Raw genomic sequence first — 21,543 nt, 5'->3', positions numbered from 1 at the left:
GTGCGTTTAATTAAGTTTAATGATGTGTAAAAATAGGAATATTTCTTTAAAGTCAAAAAAATGTTAAATATTTAAGACCCTTAGATTTATAAAGGACAAATTAAGGTTTGAATTAGCTGCTTAACGGGTCAAAAAAATGTTAAAATTTGTACAAGAACTGGAGTTTTATTTCGCTTTTTTTACCCCTGCTTATCTCGTCAAGTCCGCTACCAATAAGCATTTTACCAGGATAAATTGTCTGGCTCCATTTTATCCAAAAAGTCAGTTTTTTGTTAAAGTCATAACTTGAATTTATATAATACCTGAACCCCTTGTCATAAAAAACAGGAATGGAAAAACTGTACAAAACATCATTTTCATAAGCATATACCCGGCTGCTGTAACTATCGGTTTCAAAATATTGCAGGCGCATATTTGCCGCCCATGGCATTACTAACGGCTTATATAAAAAATTTATATACGTTAAAAACCCGTGCTCAGCTACTGCTGTTTTTCTGTTGATCCAAAGCATTTCACTTCTGTTACTGACAGTTATTGCCGTATTTATTTTGTAACTGAATTGTGTGCGCCAATTTAGCCTTGGCTGTGGTACTACCGGCGAAAGTGTAAGTTGACCGGGATCATCATTTGCTGCCTTTGATTCACTACGTAAACGGCTGCTCAGTTCCAGTTGCTTATTAGGCTTATACGTTAGCTGCACCAAATATTCAGTTCCAACGGATGGTGCATCCACCCCGTATTTAAGCCAGGGAAACCTATAAAGATCAGCATAAGCATCTATGCGCCAGCTGCTGCCCGGATGAACAGATACCCCTGCATAAAAGCCCTTTTCATTATTTGGATAAGTATTTTCAGTAAAAGCAGTAGTGTATAGTGACTGGTACCCTTTTGATATATTCCTGTATAAGAAACTCATGTCCACATCAGTGGCAACGCTCACTAAAACACCTGTTACTACAGCCTTTTGGGCGTTACTGAAACATGCCGCTTCGCCAAAGAGATGTACATTTCTAAAGGTATAGCTATAATCTGCACTATAATTACCAAAAGAACGGCCTGCCAATGCATACAGGTTGTAAGGTTCATTTGATTTGATGACAGGTAGTTTAAATTTATACTGTACAAGATTTAATCCAAGATGAAAAGAATGGTACCTGTATGCCAGGTTACCTCCAAAAACCAGTTGTTGCTGTATGCCTTTATCTTCAGTTTCGCTTTTGGTACGGTGGTAACCGGAAGTTTGCAGTGATGAAATGAAATCATCCTGGTTTTGAGTTGTGTCTGTTACCAGGTTGGCGTCTGTTTTTTTATAGGATACAAAAGCAGTGGCTTCCCATTTAGCCTTAGCTAAAGTAATTCCTGCACCGCGGTGAAAATTGATCTCCCCGGCAGAATTATATGGACGTAAAACCTCTGCTTCTCTTTTTATATTCATTACTGCTGCACTTTTTTTAAAAGCAAGACTTTGCCATTGCGTTAAACCCTGCCCAAGATTAACCGTAAAATCACCTAAAGCCAAAGCTTTAATAATGCCGGTCTTTCGCACAAAAAAATGAGCGGAATAAAAATCAAATCCCTGCTTTTGAGCGCCTTTAAAAAACTGTTCGCCGGCATCTTTTTCACCTGTTACACCATATTGCAACAGGTTTTTAAATTGGTATTTATACCGTACTAATAATTTTTGCGGCGAGCCGGGATAAAAATTAGTGGTTGCCGACCGATCTACCCGGTAACCTTTCGCTTTTTCAAGCACCTGGCTCGCTCTTACCAGCATGCTGTTTTCGCCGCTTTTAAATCGTTTAAGGATAGTAGTTACCAATTCTGCTTCAGCAGAAACTATTATATAAGGGCGTATCTTTAGTATCATTGGAATATCCCAGCCGGGTATAGCCTGCAATTCATAAATATCAATCAATTTTCCAAAAATATTCCTGTATGAAATCAGGCTTTGAATTTGCAAGGGACTAAGTATTTTTAATTCCCGGATCTCATTTTCATCAGCAGTATTTAAGTTTATGGGGTGCCTGCTGTATTCCTGCATTTGTTGCAGGTAAGTATCATCCTCTGTTTCTGCATCAGCATTATTCTCTGTATTATTTTCTAATTGTTGCTCTGTGGCAGTAGCTGGCAATTCAGGGGTTTGAGCAAGTGAAAATGTAGTATACAGACAAATTGCGAAACTGAGCAATACCTGCTTTGCTTTAAAAGCTTTTACACGATAGTTATATGCAGCAGCAAGTAACAGCACAATATTAGTTTGTGTTTTAAAATGTTTATATAATCGTTATTCTTTTCTATTTCCGAAGTACGCAATCAGCAAAACACCCGGCGAAAATCCTAATTGCGGATGGTAACTACCGGAAACATCCAGCCGCAAATTATTCCACCCCACCCCTGTACCGGCAAAAGCTGTTGAAGAAACGCTCATGAAGCCGCCCCGTACAAAAAACTGTTTGGAAAAATGGTATTGAAAGCCTGTTTCCACATTTACCGGTTTGTCTTCTTCTTTTATTATCCCGGCGCCTACATAAAAATTTGTTGAGGCATCGTAACCTAAGCCCATAGTATAAACAGCTGCCAGTTTTTCACCATCGGCTTTATTCAACTTTCCGCCTGCAGGGTTGTATATATGAAAGCCGCCGTTTAATTTATCCGTAAAATGGATTATTGCTCCTGCTTCAACATTTATGGTGGAGGCATTGCCATAAGCCGGAATGCTATAACCGAAATAATTAAACTGAATACCAATATCCATTTTGGCACCCAGGCTACGGGCATAGGCTAGCCCAATAGTATGTTCGTTATAGTTTTTAAAACCGGAATAGTTCAGTTGCATACCAAAGCTGCCCATATTAGTAGGTAAAGTACCTGCTACCGCATATGAATTTGTTGCAGCCAATAAATACCGTTGTTCGCCATACAACCCAATACCTGCCTGTGTATTTTTGGCCAATGCGGCCTGGTTGGCTGTAAAAGAAAAGGGGTCATTCTGGCTACCGGAATAAGCAGATAATCCCACATAAGGTAAGGCAACGTGATACCGGAGCGACTGAGCTATCGCTATTTTAAAAGAATTTATCGCCAGAAGAAAGATGACAAAGGGAACTGGATATCTCAAAGCAGTAAACATTTATTATACTTAAAGACCGGGATAAATATAAAATGGTTGTCATGCACCGATCTTCTTAAAATAGGCATTTCTTAAGTACTTTTGCAGCATGCAGATTTTAGATGGAAAAATAGTTGCTCAACATGTAAAGAATGAGCTGAAAACAAAAACAGACTTATTAAAAGCCGAAGGAAAAAGGGTTCCTCACCTGGCAGCCATATTAATTGGCAGCAATGGTGCAAGCGAAACCTATGTGGCCAGCAAAGTAAAAACCTGCCATGAGATTGGCTTTAAAAGCTCCCTGATTCGCTTTGACGAAAACATAGCTGAATCTGATTTAACTGCCGCTATTGAACGGTTGAATAACGACGAAGATATCGATGGCATTTTAGTACAGCTGCCCTTACCCCAGCAAATAAGTGAAGAAAAGATCATCAGCCTGATACATCCTGACAAAGATGTAGATGGGTTTCATCCTGTAAGTATTGGTAAACTGGTACAGGGTTTACCGGCTTTTATTCCTGCCACACCTTATGGCATAATGCTGATGCTGGAACATTATAAAATTGAAACCAGCGGTAAACATGCAGTTGTAATTGGCCGCAGCAATATTGTTGGCAGGCCTATGAGTATTTTATTAAGCCAGAATACTTATCCCGGCAATTGCACTGTAACAGTATGCCATAGCCGCACTACCAATTTAAAAGAAATTTGTTTACAGGCTGATATTATTGTTGCTGCTTTAGGTAAACCCGGCTTTTTAACTGCTGATATGGTTAAGGAAAATGCTGTAGTGATTGATGTAGGCATTACAAGAGTACCAGATACCACCAAAAAAAGCGGCTTTGCTATTAAAGGCGATGTTGATTTTGAAAATGTAGCGCCTAAATGCAGCTATATTACACCTGTGCCCGGTGGCGTTGGATTAATGACCATTGGGGCGCTGATGATGAATACCTATAATGCTGCTTTACTGAATAAGGGATAAATTAATAATGACTACTACAAATACCGAAGAAGTTCTGCTGCCCGTGATGGAGCATTTTTACACTTTACAGGGTGAAGGTTTTCACCAGGGCAGGGCTGCCTATTTTATTCGCCTGGGCGGATGTGATGTAGGCTGTGTATGGTGCGATGTAAAAGACAGCTGGGATGCAAGTAAACACCCTGTATACAATATTGATCATTTAGTATCCACTGTTGAGCAATCAGGTACTAAGCTGGTAGTAATTACCGGTGGCGAACCATTGATGCATAATTTAGATGCATTAACTGCCGCATTGCAGTCAAAAGGTTTAGAAACCAATATTGAAACATCAGGGGCACACCCTGTAAGCGGCAGCTGGAACTGGATCTGCCTGTCTCCTAAAAAATTTAAAGCGCCTTTACCCGAAATTCTGCCCTTAGCTAATGAATTGAAAGTGGTGATATTTAATAAAACTGACTTTGAATGGGCAGAGGATTACGCCAGCAAGGTTTCGCCTGGCTGTAAATTATTTTTACAGCCGGAATGGGATAAGGCAGCAATTGTTACCCCGTTAATTATCGATTTCATAAAGACTAATCCTAAATGGGAATTGAGCCTGCAGATACACAAATACATTAATGTGCCTTAAACAAGTATACAGATGTTAAAGCGGATTGCCTGGCACTGTGTATTTCCTTTGTTAATTGGTTTAATAATATACCTGTTTTTTCATAAACCTGATTTGCTGCTTCACCAATGGCTGGCGGACTCTCATTCCCTTCCTGATTTTTATGAGCAGGTAAAAAACAAGCCCCTTGCCATATTTTTCTTAAACCATATCCCTGATGCTCTTTGGGATTATTCTTTAACCTGCTTTTTAATGTTGTGTTTTTCAAATACAATAAAAAAAAATACCAGGGCAGCTTTAATCGTTTTACTAGTGTCTTTAACGGAAATCATGCAGGTATTTTTTTCAGCCCGGTTTACTTTTGACTGGGTAGATTTATTAATAGCCGTAATGATAAGCCTGCTTACTGTAAGCTATTCTTCGTATGAAAAGAAAAATATTATATAGTACCATCTTAGTTATTGGCATCCTCTTTTATGCTATCAGTTTTATTGCAACATCCAAACAAGCTGTATTAGATCCATGCTACGAAAGAACCGCATTCTGGTTGTATAAAGACAGTACACGTAGCAGGCATACATTTCTGGCTTATAACAATAATGATACTGTTGTACTGGAAATTGATACTACTTATGCAATTCACGCTAATACCATTTGCGACACTATCTGCGGTATGTACAAAGACAGCTGCAACAGGGCTGGTATAGGCATACTGGTCATCAACAGCAACGATACAGCCAGGAGCACCTGGGAAACCAGGTACGGCAAAAAACTTTTTTTCAGGCAGTGCCCCTAGCTACACAAAGAATTGAAACTATAAAAGCTTGTTATTAAATCCCCGTACACTAATAATAAGCAGTTTTCGTTTTATCTTCAATAATTGAAATAAAACAGATGCTTACTAAAAAATATATTCTTCCATTTTTTCTTACTATAAGCCTTCAATTTATTGTTATCAGTTTTTGTACTGCGCAATGGTACGACCCTGAAAAAGTAAATAAAAAAGCCGGTGATATTTATGGACAAGCCATTAACGAGGGCGTTGCAGGAAATTATGACGCTGCTATCCGCTATCTTAACGAGTCAATAAAACTAGATCCTAAATTAGTAGATGCTTATATTTCAAAAGCAGCAATTTATGGTACTTTAAAAAAGTACGATTCTTCTATAACGGGATATGAACAGGCTTTTGCACTTGATTCGGTATATTCAAAAGACTACCTGCTCCCCTACTCCATTTCATTAGCAGGAACAGGAAAATTTCAACTGGCCTTAGATGCAGTCAATAAATTTCTGACCGACGAAAAGCTGAATAAAAAAAGCATCGCTGCCGGCAACTTCAGAAAAACCACTTACGAGTTTGCATTAAATTATGATAAAACTCATCCTGTAAAGAACTATGTGTTTGCACCACAGAACTTAGGAGACAGTATTAATTCTTCTGCATTGGAATATTATCCTTCTCTTACGATTGATGGCAGCAAAATGGTATTTACACGCCGGATAAATAGTGATGAGGATTTTTATGAAAGCAATTTTGCAGATGGTAAATGGAGTAAGGCAAAACCATTAGCCGGTAAAGTAAATACCAATTTTAATGAAGGTGCACAATGCATTTCTCAGGATGGGCAATGGATAATATTTGCAGGCTGCAATTACCCCGAAGGCCAGGGCGAATGTGACCTCTACATTTCTTACAAAACAAAAAATGGCTGGAGCGAAGCTGAAAATTTAGGTCCGATGGTGAACACCGATTTTTGGGAATCTTCGCCCTCGCTATCTCCTGACAAAAGAGACCTGTATTTTTCCAGCGCTGTTGCAGGTGGCTTTGGCGGCAGGGATATCTGGGTTACTCATCGCTCGCTAACAGGAAAGTGGAGCCGCCCTGAAAATTTGGGCGCCGCCGTTAATACCAGCGGGGATGAGAGTTGCCCCTTTATGCATGCCGATAATGAAACTTTATACTTTAACAGCAACGGACGTCCGGGTTATGGGTCTACCGATCTGTTCTTTACAAAAAAAGTAAGTGATACTTCCTGGCTGGAAGCAGAAAATCTTGGCTATCCTATCAACACCATCGACGATGAAGGGTCTTTAATTGTAGCAGCCGATGCAAAAACTGCTTACTATGCCAGTGACCGTGCTGATGGAAAAGGAGGACTCGATCTGTACACTTTTCAAATGAGAGAAGATATCCGTCCGCTGAAAACATTGTGGGTAAGCGGAAAAGTATTTGATAAAAAAACAATGGCAGGATTGCCTTCATCTGTAGAACTGATCAATTTAAAAACCCGGAACACCATCAGTAAAATACAAACCGATGAGGAAGGCAATTACCTGGCTACTTTACCCGTAGGAAAAGATTATGCGTTTAATGTAAACCGTAGAGGTTATTTATTTTATTCAGATAATTTTGCATTGGATGCCAACACTGCTGATTCAGTTTTTCACAAAGACATACCACTGCAACCACTTGAAGCAGGAGCATTCATTGTTTTGAAAAATATTTTCTTCGACACCAAAAAATTTGACCTGAAACCGGAATCAATCGCAGAATTAGACAAAGTGGTATTGTTACTAAACGATAACCCTAAACTGAGAATTGAGATTGACGGCCATACTGATAATGTTGGGTTGGCAAAAGATAATCTCACACTATCTAACAACAGGGCAAAAGCAGTGGTGGATTATTTATCTGGCAAAGGGATTGCGCCGGCAAGACTTAGTTTTAAAGGATTCGGCGCTACAAAGCCTATGGCTGATAATACTACCGATACCGGTAAATCGCAGAACAGGAGAACAGAATTATCTGTAATTAGTAATTAGAAATGACTGAATAATAAAAAGATTTTTTTATTATTGCTTTTCTAATGACTAACGACTTACTATACCAGATTGCCCTAACCCTTGTACCCAATATTGGCGATGTGCATGCCAAAGCATTAGTAAACATTTACGGTGATGCCCATACTATATTTAAGGCAAAGAAAAAGGAGCTGGAAGCTATTGAAGGTGTGGGAACGGTAAGGGCTAACAGCATCAAAAGCTTTATAGACTTTACCAGTTGTGAAGAGGAAATAAAATTTATAGAGAAATATAAGATCGCTCCTTTATTTCTTACTGATAAAAATTATCCGCAACGTTTATTAAATGCTTATGATAGCCCGGCCTTATTATATTACCGTGGCACAGCCGACTTAAATACCGCTAAAGTTATTTCTATTGTAGGCACCAGGAGTAACAGCGAGTACGGCAAATTTGTTTGTGAAAAATTAATTGAAGACCTGGCAGAACAAAACATACTGGTAACAAGTGGCCTTGCTTTTGGCATTGATACCATTGCACACAGGGCTGCTTTAAAAAATAACCTGCCTACTGTTGGCGTGCTGGCTCATGGGTTAGACAGAATTTATCCCACTCAAAATAAAAACCTTGCCAAGCAAATGACGGAACAGGGTGGCCTGCTTACAGATTTTATAAGCAATACTAATCCCGATAAACAAAACTTTCCCAAGCGCAACCGTATTGTAGCAGGTATGTGCGATGCCATAGTAGTAATTGAAAGCGGCAAAAAGGGCGGCTCTTTAATTACTGCCGAATTAGCCAATGGCTACAATAAAGATGTATTTGCCATTCCCGGTAAAACCACCGATAATAAAAGCGAAGGCTGCAATTACCTGATCCGGCAAAATAAAGCTTCATTAATTACTTGTGCCGCCGACCTGGTGGAACTGATGAACTGGGTACCCAAAGAAAAACTGCAACAAAAAAAGCAGCGGGAATTATTTATTGAACTTACGCCCGATGAAAAAATCATCACAACTATTTTACAACAAAGGGAAAATATCCAAATTGATGAGTTGTATTTTAGAAGCGGTTTAAGCAGCAGTGCTGTAGCACAGGCTTTACTGATGCTGGAAATGCAGAATGTGATACTTTCCCTGCCAGGGAAGGTATATAAGCTGGTGTAAAAATATTGCAGTTATACCGGTTTTTATTTCATCCGGAACAACCTTTAGGTTTGGCTGTAAGTACCATTTTTTATGCACTTACAGCCAAATGGGAAACTCAGTAACGAATTATCGGGCACAAAAAGAAATGGCGTTATTCAAAACAAGACCATATTTACCTCCAACTTTGTAGTTTCAACTTTGCCCTTTATCTTTGCACATGGCAATAAGAAATTACTCCTCCAACAAATCAACTAAATTTTTCGGCGAAGGCTTAACGTTTGATGACGTGCTACTAATGCCCGCCTATTCCCAGATTTTACCACGTGAAGTGGAAATTAAAACCCAGCTCACCAAAACCATTACGCTGAATGTACCCCTGCTGAGTGCAGCAATGGATACCGTTACGGAAGCATCATTGGCTATAGCCCTGGCCAGGGAAGGCGGATTGGGTATTCTGCATAAAAATATGGGTATAGAACAGCAGGCCGAACAGGTACGTAAAGTAAAGCGTAGCGAAAGCGGCCTGATTGTAGACCCCGTAACCCTTACGCCAGATGCCACTATTGGCGAGGCTTTAAGGCTGATGAAAGAGAATAAGATCGGCGGTATTCCCATTGTGGATGCACAACATAAATTAGTGGGCATACTTACCAACCGTGACTTACGCTTTGAAACCAATTACAAGGCAAAAGTGAGTACGGCCATGACGAAAGAGAATTTATACACTGCTCCGGAAGGCACCGATATTAAAAAAGCGGAACAGTTATTTAAACAAACCAAGGTTGAAAAATTGCCTATTGTAAATAAGCAGGGCAAACTGATCGGGTTATTTACCTACAGCGATATCTTAAAATTAAAATCTAATCCCAATGCAGTAAAAGACAGCAAGGGCCGCCTGCTTGTAGGTGCCGGTGTTGGTATTACTAAGGACAGCCTGGAAAGAGTAGCTGCACTAAATAGCTTTGGTGTAGATGTAATTTGCCTGGATAGTGCACATGGCCATACCAAAGGAGTGATCAATACTTTAAAAGAAATTAAAAAGATATACAAACACATACAGGTAATTGCAGGTAATGTGGGTACTGCAGCCGGCGCAAAAGCATTAGCCGAAGCAGGAGCTGATGCGGTAAAAGTGGGTATTGGCCCCGGCTCTATTTGTACTACCAGGATTGTAGCAGGTACAGGTGTTCCTCAAATAACAGCTGTAATGGAAGCTGCTGCAGCATTAAAAAATAAAAAAGTAGGTATCATCAGCGATGGTGGTATCAGGTATACCGGCGATATGGTAAAAGCATTAGCCGCCGGTGCCAGTTGTGTAATGATGGGTAATGTTTTTGCAGGTACCGAAGAAAGCCCCGGTGAAACCATTATTTATGAAGGCCGCAAATTCAAGCAATACCGCGGTATGGGCAGCTTAGGTGCTATGGCCCAGGGCAGCAGCGACCGCTACTTCCAGGATGTGGAAGATGATGTGAAAAAATTTGTACCTGAAGGTATTGAAGGCCGTGTGGCTTTTAAAGGGTATTTAAGGGAAGTGGTACACCAGTTTACCGGTGGCTTACGTGCAGGTATGGGTTACTGTGGTGCAAAGAATATTACTGAATTACAAAAAGCCACTTTTGTTAAGATCACCAATGCTGGTATGAGAGAAAGCCATGCACATGATATTGATATTACTAAAGAAGCTCCGAATTACAGCAGGTAACCACTGCTTAGGTGAAAGAACTGATTATGGAAGAGGAAAGGAAATGTTCAATGCCCAATTTTCAATACTCAATGTTCAATAGAAACGCATGGTATAATACTTTGAATTTATGCCAGATGGTGGCATTATCAGAGAGTTGACTTACATTGAAAATTGTACATTGAGTATTGAACATTGAACATTTTTTTAGAGCCGATCAATAATACCCATCAGATCTCAATGAATAAACTATTAAAATCTCTTTTCTTCATTTGCCTGTTAGCATTAACAAAGTTTGGTGCTCTTGCGCAGGATTCTTCTCACTTAAGAATTTCTCTGCTCACCTGCGCTCCCGGGGATGAATTGTATGCTACATTCGGTCATAGTGCTTACAGAATTGTTGATAGCAGCAAATCATTCAATGATAATTTCAGGGATGTGGTGTACAATTACGGCACTTTTAATTTTGATGATGATGGCTTTTATTTAAAATTCGTACAAGGAAAATTATTATATTATGTTTCTGCCGAAGGTTTCCAGGATTTCCGGGATACTTATCAATCTACCAACAGGGGTATTACTGAGCAGGTATTGGATTTAACTGCGGCCGAAAAAATTACTATTCAAAATTTCCTGAATAATAATCTACGGGAAGAAAACCGCTATTATAAATACGATTTCTTTTTTGATAACTGCACTACTAGACTAAGGGATATCCTCAAGAAAAACCATGACTCTTCTTTTACCATTAAACCGGTAATGCCATTGGGTACCACATTCAGGCAGGCTATTTATCAGTACCTGGATAAAAACGATAAACAATGGAGTAAACTGGGCATTGATATTTTACTGGGCCAGCCTTGTGATAAAGTAATGACGGCTGAGCAAATGCAGTTTTTACCGGACAACCTGATGACAAGTTTAGACAGCGCCAGTCATCCTTTAATTCTTTCGCATCAGAATTTATATACCATCAATACCACATCGGATTCAAAATCATTCTTTAGCCCTTTAGTGGTATTTAGTTTATTGCTGGTAATAATTGCGTTGATCAGTTTATCAAAAAATAAATTTGCGCAAAGATTTACCCAGGGTTTTGATGGCCTCCTGTTCTTTTTAACCGGGCTGTTGGGAATTATTTTAATTTTTATGTGGTTTGGCACCGACCACAGCATGACAAAAAATAATTTTAATTTATTGTGGGCATGGCCTACACATATACTCGTAGCATTTTTTGTTAACAGTAAAAAAGACTGGGTGAAAAAATATTTTGCCGTTACTTCAGTAGCCATGGTAATGGTATTGCTGGCCTGGTTCTTTTTAAAACAACATTTAAATGTCTCCTTAATTCCCTTTGTATTACTATTGATCTACCGTAGCGCCACAAAAGTTTTTTTTGAAAACAATTAATATGTTACGGAAAAATATTTCATATCAAAACGCTACTATTTTTTACCGCATTACCGGCACAGGAAAGCCCGTTGTACTGGTGCATGGCTTTGGCGAAGATGGTGATATATGGGAAAAGCAAATTGATTTTTTAAAAGACTATTTTACTCTCATCATTCCTGATTTACCAGGTTCAGGCAGATCTGATTTAATTGCCGACATGAGCATTGAAGGAATGGCTGATGTAATAAACGAAATTACAAGGCTTGAACTTCATCCTTCTTCCAAAATAAGTATGGTAGGTCACAGTATGGGCGGCTATATCGCTTTAGCTGTTGCCGAAAAATATCCGCAACTATTAAATTGTTTAGGCTTATTCCACTCTTCTGCTTTTGCAGATAGTGAAGATAAAAAAGCCGCCCGTTTAAAATCCATTGGTTTTATTGAAAGCAATGGTGCTTACGAATTTTTAAGAACAGCTATCCCCGGTTTGTTCTTTCAGGGTCAGGACGGCTTCAAGCCGTCAGCCCCCTATATCGACGTACTCGTAGAAAAATCCAGGAACTTCACCCCCGAAGCCTTAATTAAATACTACCAGGCCATGATTGCCCGGCCCGACAGAACCGCCATTCTTAAAAACTTTTTAGCCCCGGTCTTGTTTATTATTGGAGAACATGACCAGGCAGTGCCTTTTGCACAAGGTCTGCAGCAATCTTATTTACCCGATCTATCGTACATATACATATTACGCAATAGCGCACATATGGGTATGTTGGAAGAAGCGGACAAAGCCAATGCTGCATTGCTGGAATTTTTACAAGGGCAACCAGAATAAATTTTATATCGTTTAAAGTACAGGAACCATTACTATCAGCCAGCTGCATAGTTACTTGACCTGCCTTTACAATAATTCAGTGTTAATGAGAAAGCTTTTTACATCATTGCTTTTTATTGTGATGGCTTATACGGCAATGGCCGAACATACCAAGGGCGGCTGGATGTATTACACTTATTTAGGCCCTGGCAGCAGCCCCAATAGTGCCCGTTACAGAATTACCCTTAAAATATATACCAAATGCGTTTTAGATAACCCGGCGCAATATTGCCCTACTGTAGTCATCAGTATTTTTAGTGCGGCCAGTAATTTGTTGCTGGAGCGGCAGGTGATCGGCTCACCCGATTCGGTAAATATGCGTAATTGCCCTACTGCTGAATGCCACCCCTGCGTAAGCCCTTTACCTGCACCCATTTGCTACAAAATAACTACCTATGAATTTATAAAAGAATTGCCCATTACGGCTTATGGTTATACTATTTCTTACCAGCGTTGCTGCCGCATTTCGGGCATTATCAATCTTAAGCAACCCACTTTTGTTGTGGGAGATACCTGGACGGTGAATATTCCCGGCAATGCTGCCAGCCCCTTATGCCCCACCAATTCAAGTGCCCGTTTTCCCCAGAATGATACAGCCATTATTTGCAGGGGCAATTATTTTACTTACAATTTCGGGGCAATCGATCTTAATAATGATTCTTTAAGCTATGCATTTACCAATGCCTATGCCGGCACACCCGATGGTGGTACCGGTGGTAGTTGCGCCAATGAAGTATCGCTTCCTCCGCCTTATAATTCGGCAGAATACCAGGCGCCTTATACCGGCAGTGAACCTTTGGGAAGAACCGTAAAGATCAACCCCTACACAGGTATGGTAAGTGGTATAGCACCGGACGCTTCAGGAGTATATGTGCTTACTGTTACCGTAACCGAATTCATCAAAGGCACTACGATTAAAAGAGGCGAAGTAAGAAAATCGTTGCATATTGAAGTGGCCGATTGTGTTTCTTCCAAAGCTTTACTGGAACCGGAGTATTACAGCTGCGATGATTTTGATATGAGCTTCAGCAATGGTGTTACCGGAAATATCATACAAAGTTTTTACTGGGAGTTTGGCGACCCTGCCAGTGGTGTAAATAACACTTCGGACCTGCAGTTTCCTTCGCATACGTACAGCGGGGCCGGGGATTTTGTATTGAAACTGGTGGTTAACAGGGGGCTTTCCTGTTCCGATTCCACCACGTCTATCGTTAAAGTGTACCCTGTTTTTAAGCCCGATTTTAAACTGGAAAATAAATGCGCCAATGCGCCGGTGCAATTTACCGACCTCACCACTTCTACCTATGGCAATGTAAATTTCTGGTACTGGAATTTCGGCGATTTTAATGCGGCTACGGGCAACAATATTTCTTCGCTGCAAAACCCCACGCATGTATACAGCGCCGCCAACAGTTATGATATACGTTTTATTGTTGCCAATAATAAAGGTTGTATTGATACGGTACTGAAAACAATCCTTATCACCAGCGGCCCGTCTTTAAGCCTTGCCCATGATACTTTGATGTGTACCATTGATACTGTACAACTGAATGCTATTGGCACCGGGGCTTTTTCCTGGTCACCTAATTATAATATCAGCAGTGTAAACAGCAGCAACCCATTAGTAAGCCCCGATGTAACTACCACTTATCGTGTAACCCTTACTGATGACATAGGTTGCACAGCAAAAGATTCTGTAAAAGTAAATGTGGTGAGCCAGGTATCGCAATTTGCACCTAACGATACCACCATCTGTACAACTGATAACGTAATATTACATTTAGTCAGCGATGCCCTTACCTATCAATGGACGGAAAGCCCGGCAGGCAATACACTCAGTAATGCCAATATAAAAAATCCCATTGCCACCCCTGTTACCAACACTACTTACCATGTGGTGGGCAGTATCGGTAAATGTATGGCCCAAAGCAGCATCACTATAAAGGCAGTGCCTTACCCGGCAGCTAATGCCGGTGCAGACCAAACTATTTGTCTCGGCAATTCAACACAACTTTTTGCCAGTGGCGGCAGCTCTTATTCCTGGAGCCCGGCTGCATTTTTAAATAACCGTCTGATTGCTGATCCCACTGTTACCAACCCTACTGCCAATATAAAATATGTGGTATCCATAACCGATACTTTGGGTTGCCCCAAGCCCGGCAGAGATACTGTAATTGTTTTTGTGGCGAAAATAAAAGCTGATGCCGGCCCTTCTGATACTTCGGTAGTGCTGGACCAGCCGCTGGCATTAAATGCCACAGGTAGTACCCATTATTTATGGAGCCCGGCGCAATGGCTCAGCAACACCGGTATTGCCAACCCCGTAGCATTGCCGCAAAGCGATATCCGTTACATTGTAAAAGTGAGCAACGATGCCGGCTGTTTTGATTACGACAGTATTATGGTGCATCTTTTTAAACTGGATGCCGGCATTTATGTACCCAATGCCTTTACACCCAATGGTGATGGTAACAACGATTATTTTCACCCGATATTGATTGGCATGCGTTCGCTGGACCTATTTAAAGTGTTTAACCGTTGGGGGCAGCTGGTATACAGCGGTACCGGCGCCCAGGGCTGGGATGGCAGTTTTGCTGGTAAAAAACAGGAAACCACCACGTATGTGTGGTATGCCGAGGGCACCGATTACAAGAATAATAAAATAAAGAAGAAGGGATATGTAATGTTGTTACGGTAATAATAATGTTGTTTTAACGTTTTAAAACGCTGTCTTTACTGAAAAGACAGCGTTTTGCATTATTTTTAGGTCTGATATATTATATAGTTGTGTATGAAGAAATCCTTACTTATAATAATACTTTCGTTTTCTGTTTTTACTGTTTTTGCCACCCATATAATTGGTGGTGAAATGCGGTATGAATATATCGGTCCTGGGTCGTCGCCAAACTCCAAACAATATAGAATAAGGTTATTGCTTTTAAAAGGAGATGCAGGAGGTGCTGATTTAATAAATCAATATGTAGTTGGTGTATTCAATAATGATAATGGCCAAAAAATACCGGGTTCTGCCAATAATAGTAATTGGCTTGCAATTGAAGATTTCTCAGGAAAATTGCCCGTGCCAATTACCGTATCTCCGTGTATTACAGGTGACACAACTTTACTTTACACTTATAAGACTTATTCTTTCACCATTGAGTTGCCCAATAATAATTTAGGTTACACTGTTGCCTTTCAAACTTTTAGTCGTCAGAATTCATTTAACATAGTTACTAACCAGGGTGCAACATATAGCTGTATTGTTCCGGGGTTAAGTACATTGCCATTACCACTAACGGATAATTGCCCCAAATACAAATTACCTATTTCGGTGATTTGCGCAAATTCTCCATTCAATCTTGATTTCAGTGCCACTGATGCAGATGGAGATTCTTTAGTTTATACTTTCTGTAATGCCTATAATGGAGGAGCTGCTGATGCAGGAGATTTTCAAAACCCGGTTGGCCCGCCATATGGCTCAGTAAATTATGCCCCCCCATATACGGGAAGTTCTCCAATGGGGTCACAGGTAACAATAAACCCACGAACTGGTATCATTTCCGGTATAGCTCCGTCATCGGGTAAATATGTTTTATGCGTTTGTGTATCTGAGTATAAAAACAGACAATACATCGGCACTCATAGAAAAGACTTAATTGTGGCAGTAAACACTTGTACGCCACTTGCTGCGAACCCTACCTTTGCTCCAATTAATTGCGAAAGTCTTACTGTCACTTTTACAGAAGCCAGTTCAGGTAATCCAAGTATTTATTCCTGGGATTTTGGCGACCCTGCCAGTGGCGCAGCGAACACATCAAACGCTCAGACGCCAACACATACTTTTACCGCAGCCGGCATTTACAATGTTAAATTATCTATAACTGGTTCTGCTAATTGTGTTGATTCTGTGACAAAACAATTAAAACTCTTCCCAGGTTTTAATCCCGATTTTACAGTAACCGGTCAATGCAAAAACACTCCTATTCAATTTAACGACATCAGTACTGCGACATATGGTACCATAAACAACTGGAGTTGGAACTTTGGAGAAATTGGTTCAGGAACAAACACATCTACAATACGAAACCCGACACATACATATGTAAGCTCTAATAGTTATAATGTGCAATTAATTGTTTCTTCCAGTGTAGGCTGCATAGATACCGTTCTTAAAACTATTTTAATTACCGACAAACCTGCCCTCGCTGTGCCTAACGATACTTTAATTTGTATCATTGATACTTTACAACTCAACGCTATCGGCACCGGTTCTTTTGTATGGAATCCCAATTATAATATCAGCAATATCAATATCAGCAACCCATTGGTTAGCCCGGATGTTACCACCACTTATCATGTAACCCTTACCGATCCTTATGGTTGCGTGGGTTCCGATTCGGTTAAGGTAAGTGTGGTAAGCCAGGTTACACAGTTTGCACCCAATGATACTACTATTTGTAAAACAGATGCCATCGTACTAAGGCTTTTAAGTGATGCACTCCATTACCAGTGGACGGAGTTCCCGGCTGGCAATACTTTAAATAATCCCAACATAAAAAACCCAACGGCTACACCGCTTACCAATACAACTTACTCCGTCATCGGCAGCATTGGTAAATGTGTAGCACAAAGTACTATCAGGGTAAAAGTGGTGCCTTATCCCAATGCCGATGCCGGTGTTGATCAAACCATTTGTTTTGGTAAATCGGCGCAGCTGATTGCCAGCGGCGGCAGTTCTTACTCATGGTCGCCGGCAGCATTTTTAAACAACCGGTTAATTTATAATCCCGTTTCTGTTAATCCAACAGCCAACATAAAATACACAGTAACAGTTACAGATACACTGGGTTGCCCCAAACCTGTAAAAGATACGGTAGTGGTTTTTGTTGCCCGTATTAAAGCCGATGCAGGGCCGAGAGATACTTCAGTAGTACTGAACCAGCCATTATTATTACAAGCTACCGGCAGCACCCACTATTTGTGGAGCCCTGCACAATGGCTTACCAATATCGGTATTTCCAACCCGGTAAGTTTACCACAGGCCGATATTGAATACATTGTAAAAGTGAGCAACGATGCCGGTTGTTTTGATTACGACAGCATCAGGGTGCATTTATTTAAACTGGATGCCGGCATTTATGTACCCAGTGGCTTTACGCCCAACGGCGATGGCAGCAATGATTATTTCCGGCCGATCATTATTGGTATGAAATCTTTAGACCTCTTTCGTGTGTACAACCGCTGGGGCCAGCTGATGTACAGCGGCAGTGATGCACAAAAAGGCTGGGATGGTACTTACGGCGGCAAAGGGCAAGACCCTGCCACATATGTATGGTACGCCGAAGGAACAGATTACAAGGGTACTAAAATCAAGAAGAAGGGTTACGTGGTTTTGATACGGTAACCCAAAATGTTTATAGTTTACAACGCTGTCTCCTTTGAAAAGACAGCGTTTTTTGTTAGTTTTAGCCCCTACCAGATACGCCAGGGCCGTTTATGAAGAAGATTCTATTAGCCTGCTTTTTTACTTTGTCAATTTTAAGTGCCTTTGCTACGCATATTGCAGGGGGTGAAATGATATATGTTTATTTAGGCCCTGGAACAGCTCCCGGCACCAGCAGTTACAAAATAACTTTAAAACTTTTCAGAGACGAACTTACAGGTGGGGCAGCAATGCCACCAAGTGTATTTATAGGTATTTTTGATAACGGAACCAACGCCCAATACCCGGGACCGGGCCAGGCTTTCACAGTATTTCTTGTAAATGGCCCCGTTGGAACCCCGGTTCCTGTTGACCCTGCACCGCCTTGCATGAATAATCCCCCACCTATTAGTTACAATGTTGGTTTTTATGATTTAATTGTAGACTTACCGGATAATTTAAATGGTTACACTGCCTGTTATCAAACCTGTTGCCGCAGTAACCCCTTAATCAATGTTTTTAATCCTGCGGCGGGACAAGGCGAAGGATCTTCTTATGTATGCAACATACCCGGCACGGCTCAATTGCCAGTTGGCCATAATAGCAGTCCTCAATTTGTAACCCAGTTAGGGCCTGTTTGTCATGGCAGCCCTTTCACATTAAATTTTCATGCCAATGATCCCGATGGTGATTCATTGGTTTATTCATTTTGCAATGCTTTTGACAGAGGCGTATCTATTAACGCCGGCAATGTAAATCCTAATCCTCCACCTTATCAGAGCGTAACTTATATTAATGGATTTTCAGGAACGAATCCTTTAGGTTCTTTAGCAATTTTAAATACACAAACTGGTATTATTTCAGGTAAAGCCCCACCACTTAGCGGCAAATATGTTGTTTGCGTTTGTATCAGTGAATATAGAAATGGCGTCTTAATCAGTAATCACAGAAAGGATTTTATGTTGAACGTCAGTGATTGCGATATACCTACAGCAAATCCGAACCCTGGTTTCACTACCTGTGACGGGTTTACTGTAAACTTTTTTCATAACAGCTCAGGAGCTAATGATGTATTTTGGGATTTTGGAGATCCTTCAACTCTTGCAGATACTTCAATACTTAATAGTCCTTCCTATACTTATCCCGACACTGGCGTATACATTGTAAGGTTTATCATTAATCGTGGACAACCTTGCACTGATACCGCATACCGGACAATAAGAGTTTATCCTGGTTTTTTACCTGGTTTTATAACTTCTCCCGCACTTTGTGTTAATCAACCTATCCAATTTACCGACACCAGTTATACTGCATATGGTGCTATAGATAGCTGGCGCTGGGACTTTGGTGATCCACCGCCTATCTTTTCAGATACCAGCCATCTAAAAACCACAACTTATACCTATGCGCAGGCCGGCACTTATACTGTTGAACTAAAAGTAACCAACAGCAAGGGTTGTGAAAAAACTATGACAAAAAATATCATTGTTTCTGATCTTCCCATAGTAGATGTATTTCCCGCCGATACCATTTACTGCGGCCTGGATTCTATACAACTAACGGGAACAGGTACCGGTAGTTTTAACTGGCTGCCCAATACCAATATCATCGGTGCCAATACGGCAACGCCAATAGTATTTCCCACCACTGCCACAAAATATTATGCTACGCTTACCAACCTGGCCGGTTGCAGCAGTAAAGATTCGGTAACGGTTACGCCAAAGTTCGATCTTACCAATGCCTTTACCGGCCCCAGCCCTATTTGTGAGGAGGATACGGTAACTTTAACGGGTACCAGTAATTATGCACCCAATGTAAGCTGGCAATGGAGCCCGGCGGCAACGGTAGAATCTCCCACAAACGGAACAACAAGAGTTTACCCAACGGTAACCACCAATTATATTCTTGCTACTACCTGGGGCAAACATTGTGTGGCTACGGCCAGTAAATTAATTACCGTAAAGCCATTGGCGGTAGCTAATGCAGGGCCAAGCCCGGTTATCTGCACCGGTCAGCAATCCACGCAATTAACGGCTAGCGGTGGTAATACGTATAGCTGGTCGCCGGTAACAGGTTTAAGTAATCCCAATATTGCAAACCCCATTGCATCACCCGGTGTTACTACCATTTATACTGTAGCTGTTGGCGTTACCGGCTGCCCCAAAACAAGAAGCGACAGTTTAATAGTTACTGTTCAACCTTCACCACCACTTACTTTACTCAACGATACGCTCATCTGCAATACCGATACTTTGCAACTCACTACTACGGGTACCGGCAATTACACCTGGAGCCCCAATTATATGATCAGCAGCACTACAGTGCCCAGTCCGCTGGTAAGCCCCGATGTACCTACAAGATATTTTGTACGGCTAACAGATGCATTTGGTTGCCATAGCGATGATACCGTTTTTGTAGATGTAAAAGATCATGTAACGCTTTTTGCAGGTAATGATACCACCATCTGCCAGACTGATGGCTTCTTACTCGCTACACAAAGTGATGCCCTGCATTACAAATGGACGCCTTCCACCTACCTGGACTTTGATACATTGAAGCATCCTTTTACCAAACCACTTAATACCATTACCTATCACCTGGTAGCCAATATCGGTAAATGCCAGAGCCAGGATGATATAACAATAAAAGTAGTGCCTTACCCTGCTGCTAATGCAGGGCCGGATGCCTCGGTTTGCCCCGGTTTTTCTGCCCAGCTGATTGCCACTGGTGGCAGCAGTTATTTATGGACGCCGGCTACTTTTTTAGATAACCGCAATATTGCTAATCCCCGTTCTGTAAACCCAACTGCTTCCATACGATACATTGTGGCAGTTACGGATACACTGGGTTGCCCTAAGCCGGTAAAAGATACCGTTTGGGTAAATGTATATTCTAAAGTAATTGCCAATGCCGGGCCAAAAGATACCAGCGTAGTATTGGGCGAACCTTTAGCTTTAAATGCTACCGGTGGTGTTACATATTTATGGAATCCCATCACCTGGTTGAATAACCCTGCCATACGCAACCCTGTTTCTTTACCACAAAGCGATATTTTGTATGTAGTTACTGCAACATCGGCGGGTGGTTGTATTGGCACCGATAGTATACTGGTGCATGTGTTTAAAGTAGATCCGGATATGTATGTACCTACTGCATTTACACCTAATGGCGATGGCAACAATGATATCTTAAAACCCATTTTACTGGGCATGAAGGAACTTCGCTATTTCAGGGTATACAACAGGTTTGGTAACCTTGTGTACAGCACTACCGAAATTGGTAAAGGATGGGATGGCATTTATGGTGGTAAAGGGCAGGATCCTGCCACCTTTGTGTGGATGGCGGAAGGAGTAACGTATAAAGGGGAAGTGAAAAAGAAGAAGGGGTATGCGGTGCTGATAAGGCAGTAAGGAAAATGGCCCGCAGATGTAGCAGAATACAGAGAAATGTTCAATGCGCAATATTCAATGCTCAATGTTCAATATAAAATACAATTACGTTATGCCAGACAAATCCA

At 41.0% G+C, this 21,543-nt stretch carries 14 protein-coding genes; 11 read left to right on the top strand and 3 right to left on the bottom strand.

The genetic code is table 11. The features are described 5' to 3' along the window. Positions 1–139 precede the first annotated feature (139 nt). The gene (locus ACQ334_RS03605) at positions 140–2,248 is read right to left on the bottom strand and encodes a ComEA family DNA-binding protein (protein WP_430986801.1); all 2,109 of its coding nucleotides are present in this window, start codon (positions 2,246–2,248) and stop codon (positions 140–142) included. 36 nt (positions 2,249–2,284) lie between these two features. Continuing rightward, positions 2,285–3,118 carry a hypothetical protein gene (locus ACQ334_RS03600; RefSeq protein WP_430986800.1) on the bottom strand — a complete coding sequence of 278 codons (834 nt, stop codon included), beginning with the start codon at positions 3,116–3,118 and terminating at the stop codon, positions 2,285–2,287. Between the two features lie 100 nt (positions 3,119–3,218). On the opposite strand from ACQ334_RS03600, the gene ACQ334_RS03595 reads away from it, so the two are divergent. After that, a complete protein-coding gene (locus tag ACQ334_RS03595; protein ID WP_430986799.1) occupies positions 3,219–4,097 on the top strand; it encodes a bifunctional 5,10-methylenetetrahydrofolate dehydrogenase/5,10-methenyltetrahydrofolate cyclohydrolase in 879 nt (292 codons plus the stop codon). Between the two features lie 7 nt (positions 4,098–4,104). Continuing rightward, complete coding sequence (locus ACQ334_RS03590) at positions 4,105–4,725, top strand: 7-carboxy-7-deazaguanine synthase QueE (protein ID WP_430986798.1); 621 nt, start codon at positions 4,105–4,107, stop codon at positions 4,723–4,725. Here the strand turns inward: ACQ334_RS03590 and ACQ334_RS03585 are convergent. Beyond that, positions 4,712–4,972: a hypothetical protein gene (locus tag ACQ334_RS03585; protein WP_430986797.1), complete on the bottom strand. Its 261-nt coding sequence runs from the start codon at positions 4,970–4,972 to the stop codon at positions 4,712–4,714. The genes ACQ334_RS03590 and ACQ334_RS03585 overlap by 14 nt on opposite strands. A gap of 156 nt (positions 4,973–5,128) precedes the next feature. Between ACQ334_RS03585 and ACQ334_RS03580 the strand changes: the two genes are divergently transcribed. The 9 genes from ACQ334_RS03580 (at position 5,129) to ACQ334_RS03540 (ending at position 21,436) form a co-directional block, all read left to right on the top strand. Further along, on the top strand, positions 5,129–5,500 hold the full coding sequence (locus tag ACQ334_RS03580) for a hypothetical protein (protein ID WP_430986796.1): 372 nt from the start codon (positions 5,129–5,131) through the stop codon (positions 5,498–5,500). 98 nt (positions 5,501–5,598) lie between these two features. Beyond that, entirely contained in the window at positions 5,599–7,530 is a 1,932-nt protein-coding gene (locus ACQ334_RS03575; protein ID WP_430986795.1) for an OmpA family protein, read from the top strand. Positions 7,531–7,574: 44 nt separating this feature from the next. Beyond that, a complete protein-coding gene (gene dprA / locus ACQ334_RS03570; protein ID WP_430986794.1) occupies positions 7,575–8,675 on the top strand; it encodes a DNA-processing protein DprA in 1,101 nt (366 codons plus the stop codon). A 199-nt stretch (positions 8,676–8,874) separates the two neighbouring features. Beyond that, positions 8,875–10,362, top strand: coding sequence for an IMP dehydrogenase (gene guaB / locus ACQ334_RS03565; protein ID WP_430986793.1), 1,488 nt, complete (start codon positions 8,875–8,877; stop codon positions 10,360–10,362). Between the two features lie 219 nt (positions 10,363–10,581). Continuing rightward, positions 10,582–11,751 carry a DUF4105 domain-containing protein gene (locus ACQ334_RS03560; RefSeq protein WP_430986792.1) on the top strand — a complete coding sequence of 390 codons (1,170 nt, stop codon included), beginning with the start codon at positions 10,582–10,584 and terminating at the stop codon, positions 11,749–11,751. Position 11,752: 1 nt separating this feature from the next. Beyond that, positions 11,753–12,565 (top strand): alpha/beta fold hydrolase, encoded by an 813-nt coding sequence (locus tag ACQ334_RS03555; protein WP_430986791.1) that lies wholly within the window; start codon positions 11,753–11,755, stop codon positions 12,563–12,565. An 85-nt stretch (positions 12,566–12,650) separates the two neighbouring features. Further along, positions 12,651–15,302, top strand: a complete 2,652-nt coding sequence (locus ACQ334_RS03550; RefSeq protein WP_430986790.1) for a PKD domain-containing protein — start codon at positions 12,651–12,653, stop codon at positions 15,300–15,302. Between the two features lie 93 nt (positions 15,303–15,395). After that, a complete protein-coding gene (locus ACQ334_RS03545; protein WP_430986789.1) occupies positions 15,396–18,008 on the top strand; it encodes a PKD domain-containing protein in 2,613 nt (870 codons plus the stop codon). Between the two features lie 92 nt (positions 18,009–18,100). Next, positions 18,101–21,436, top strand: coding sequence for a PKD domain-containing protein (locus tag ACQ334_RS03540; RefSeq protein WP_430986788.1), 3,336 nt, complete (start codon positions 18,101–18,103; stop codon positions 21,434–21,436). The last annotated feature ends 107 nt before the right edge of the window (positions 21,437–21,543 follow it).

Source organism: Ferruginibacter sp. SUN106, from assembly GCF_050611765.1.
Taxonomy (GTDB): Bacteria; Bacteroidota; Bacteroidia; order Chitinophagales; family Chitinophagaceae; genus Ferruginibacter.
Note: the sequence above shows the minus strand (reverse complement) of the source record. Positions and strands in the feature narration are given on the sequence as shown.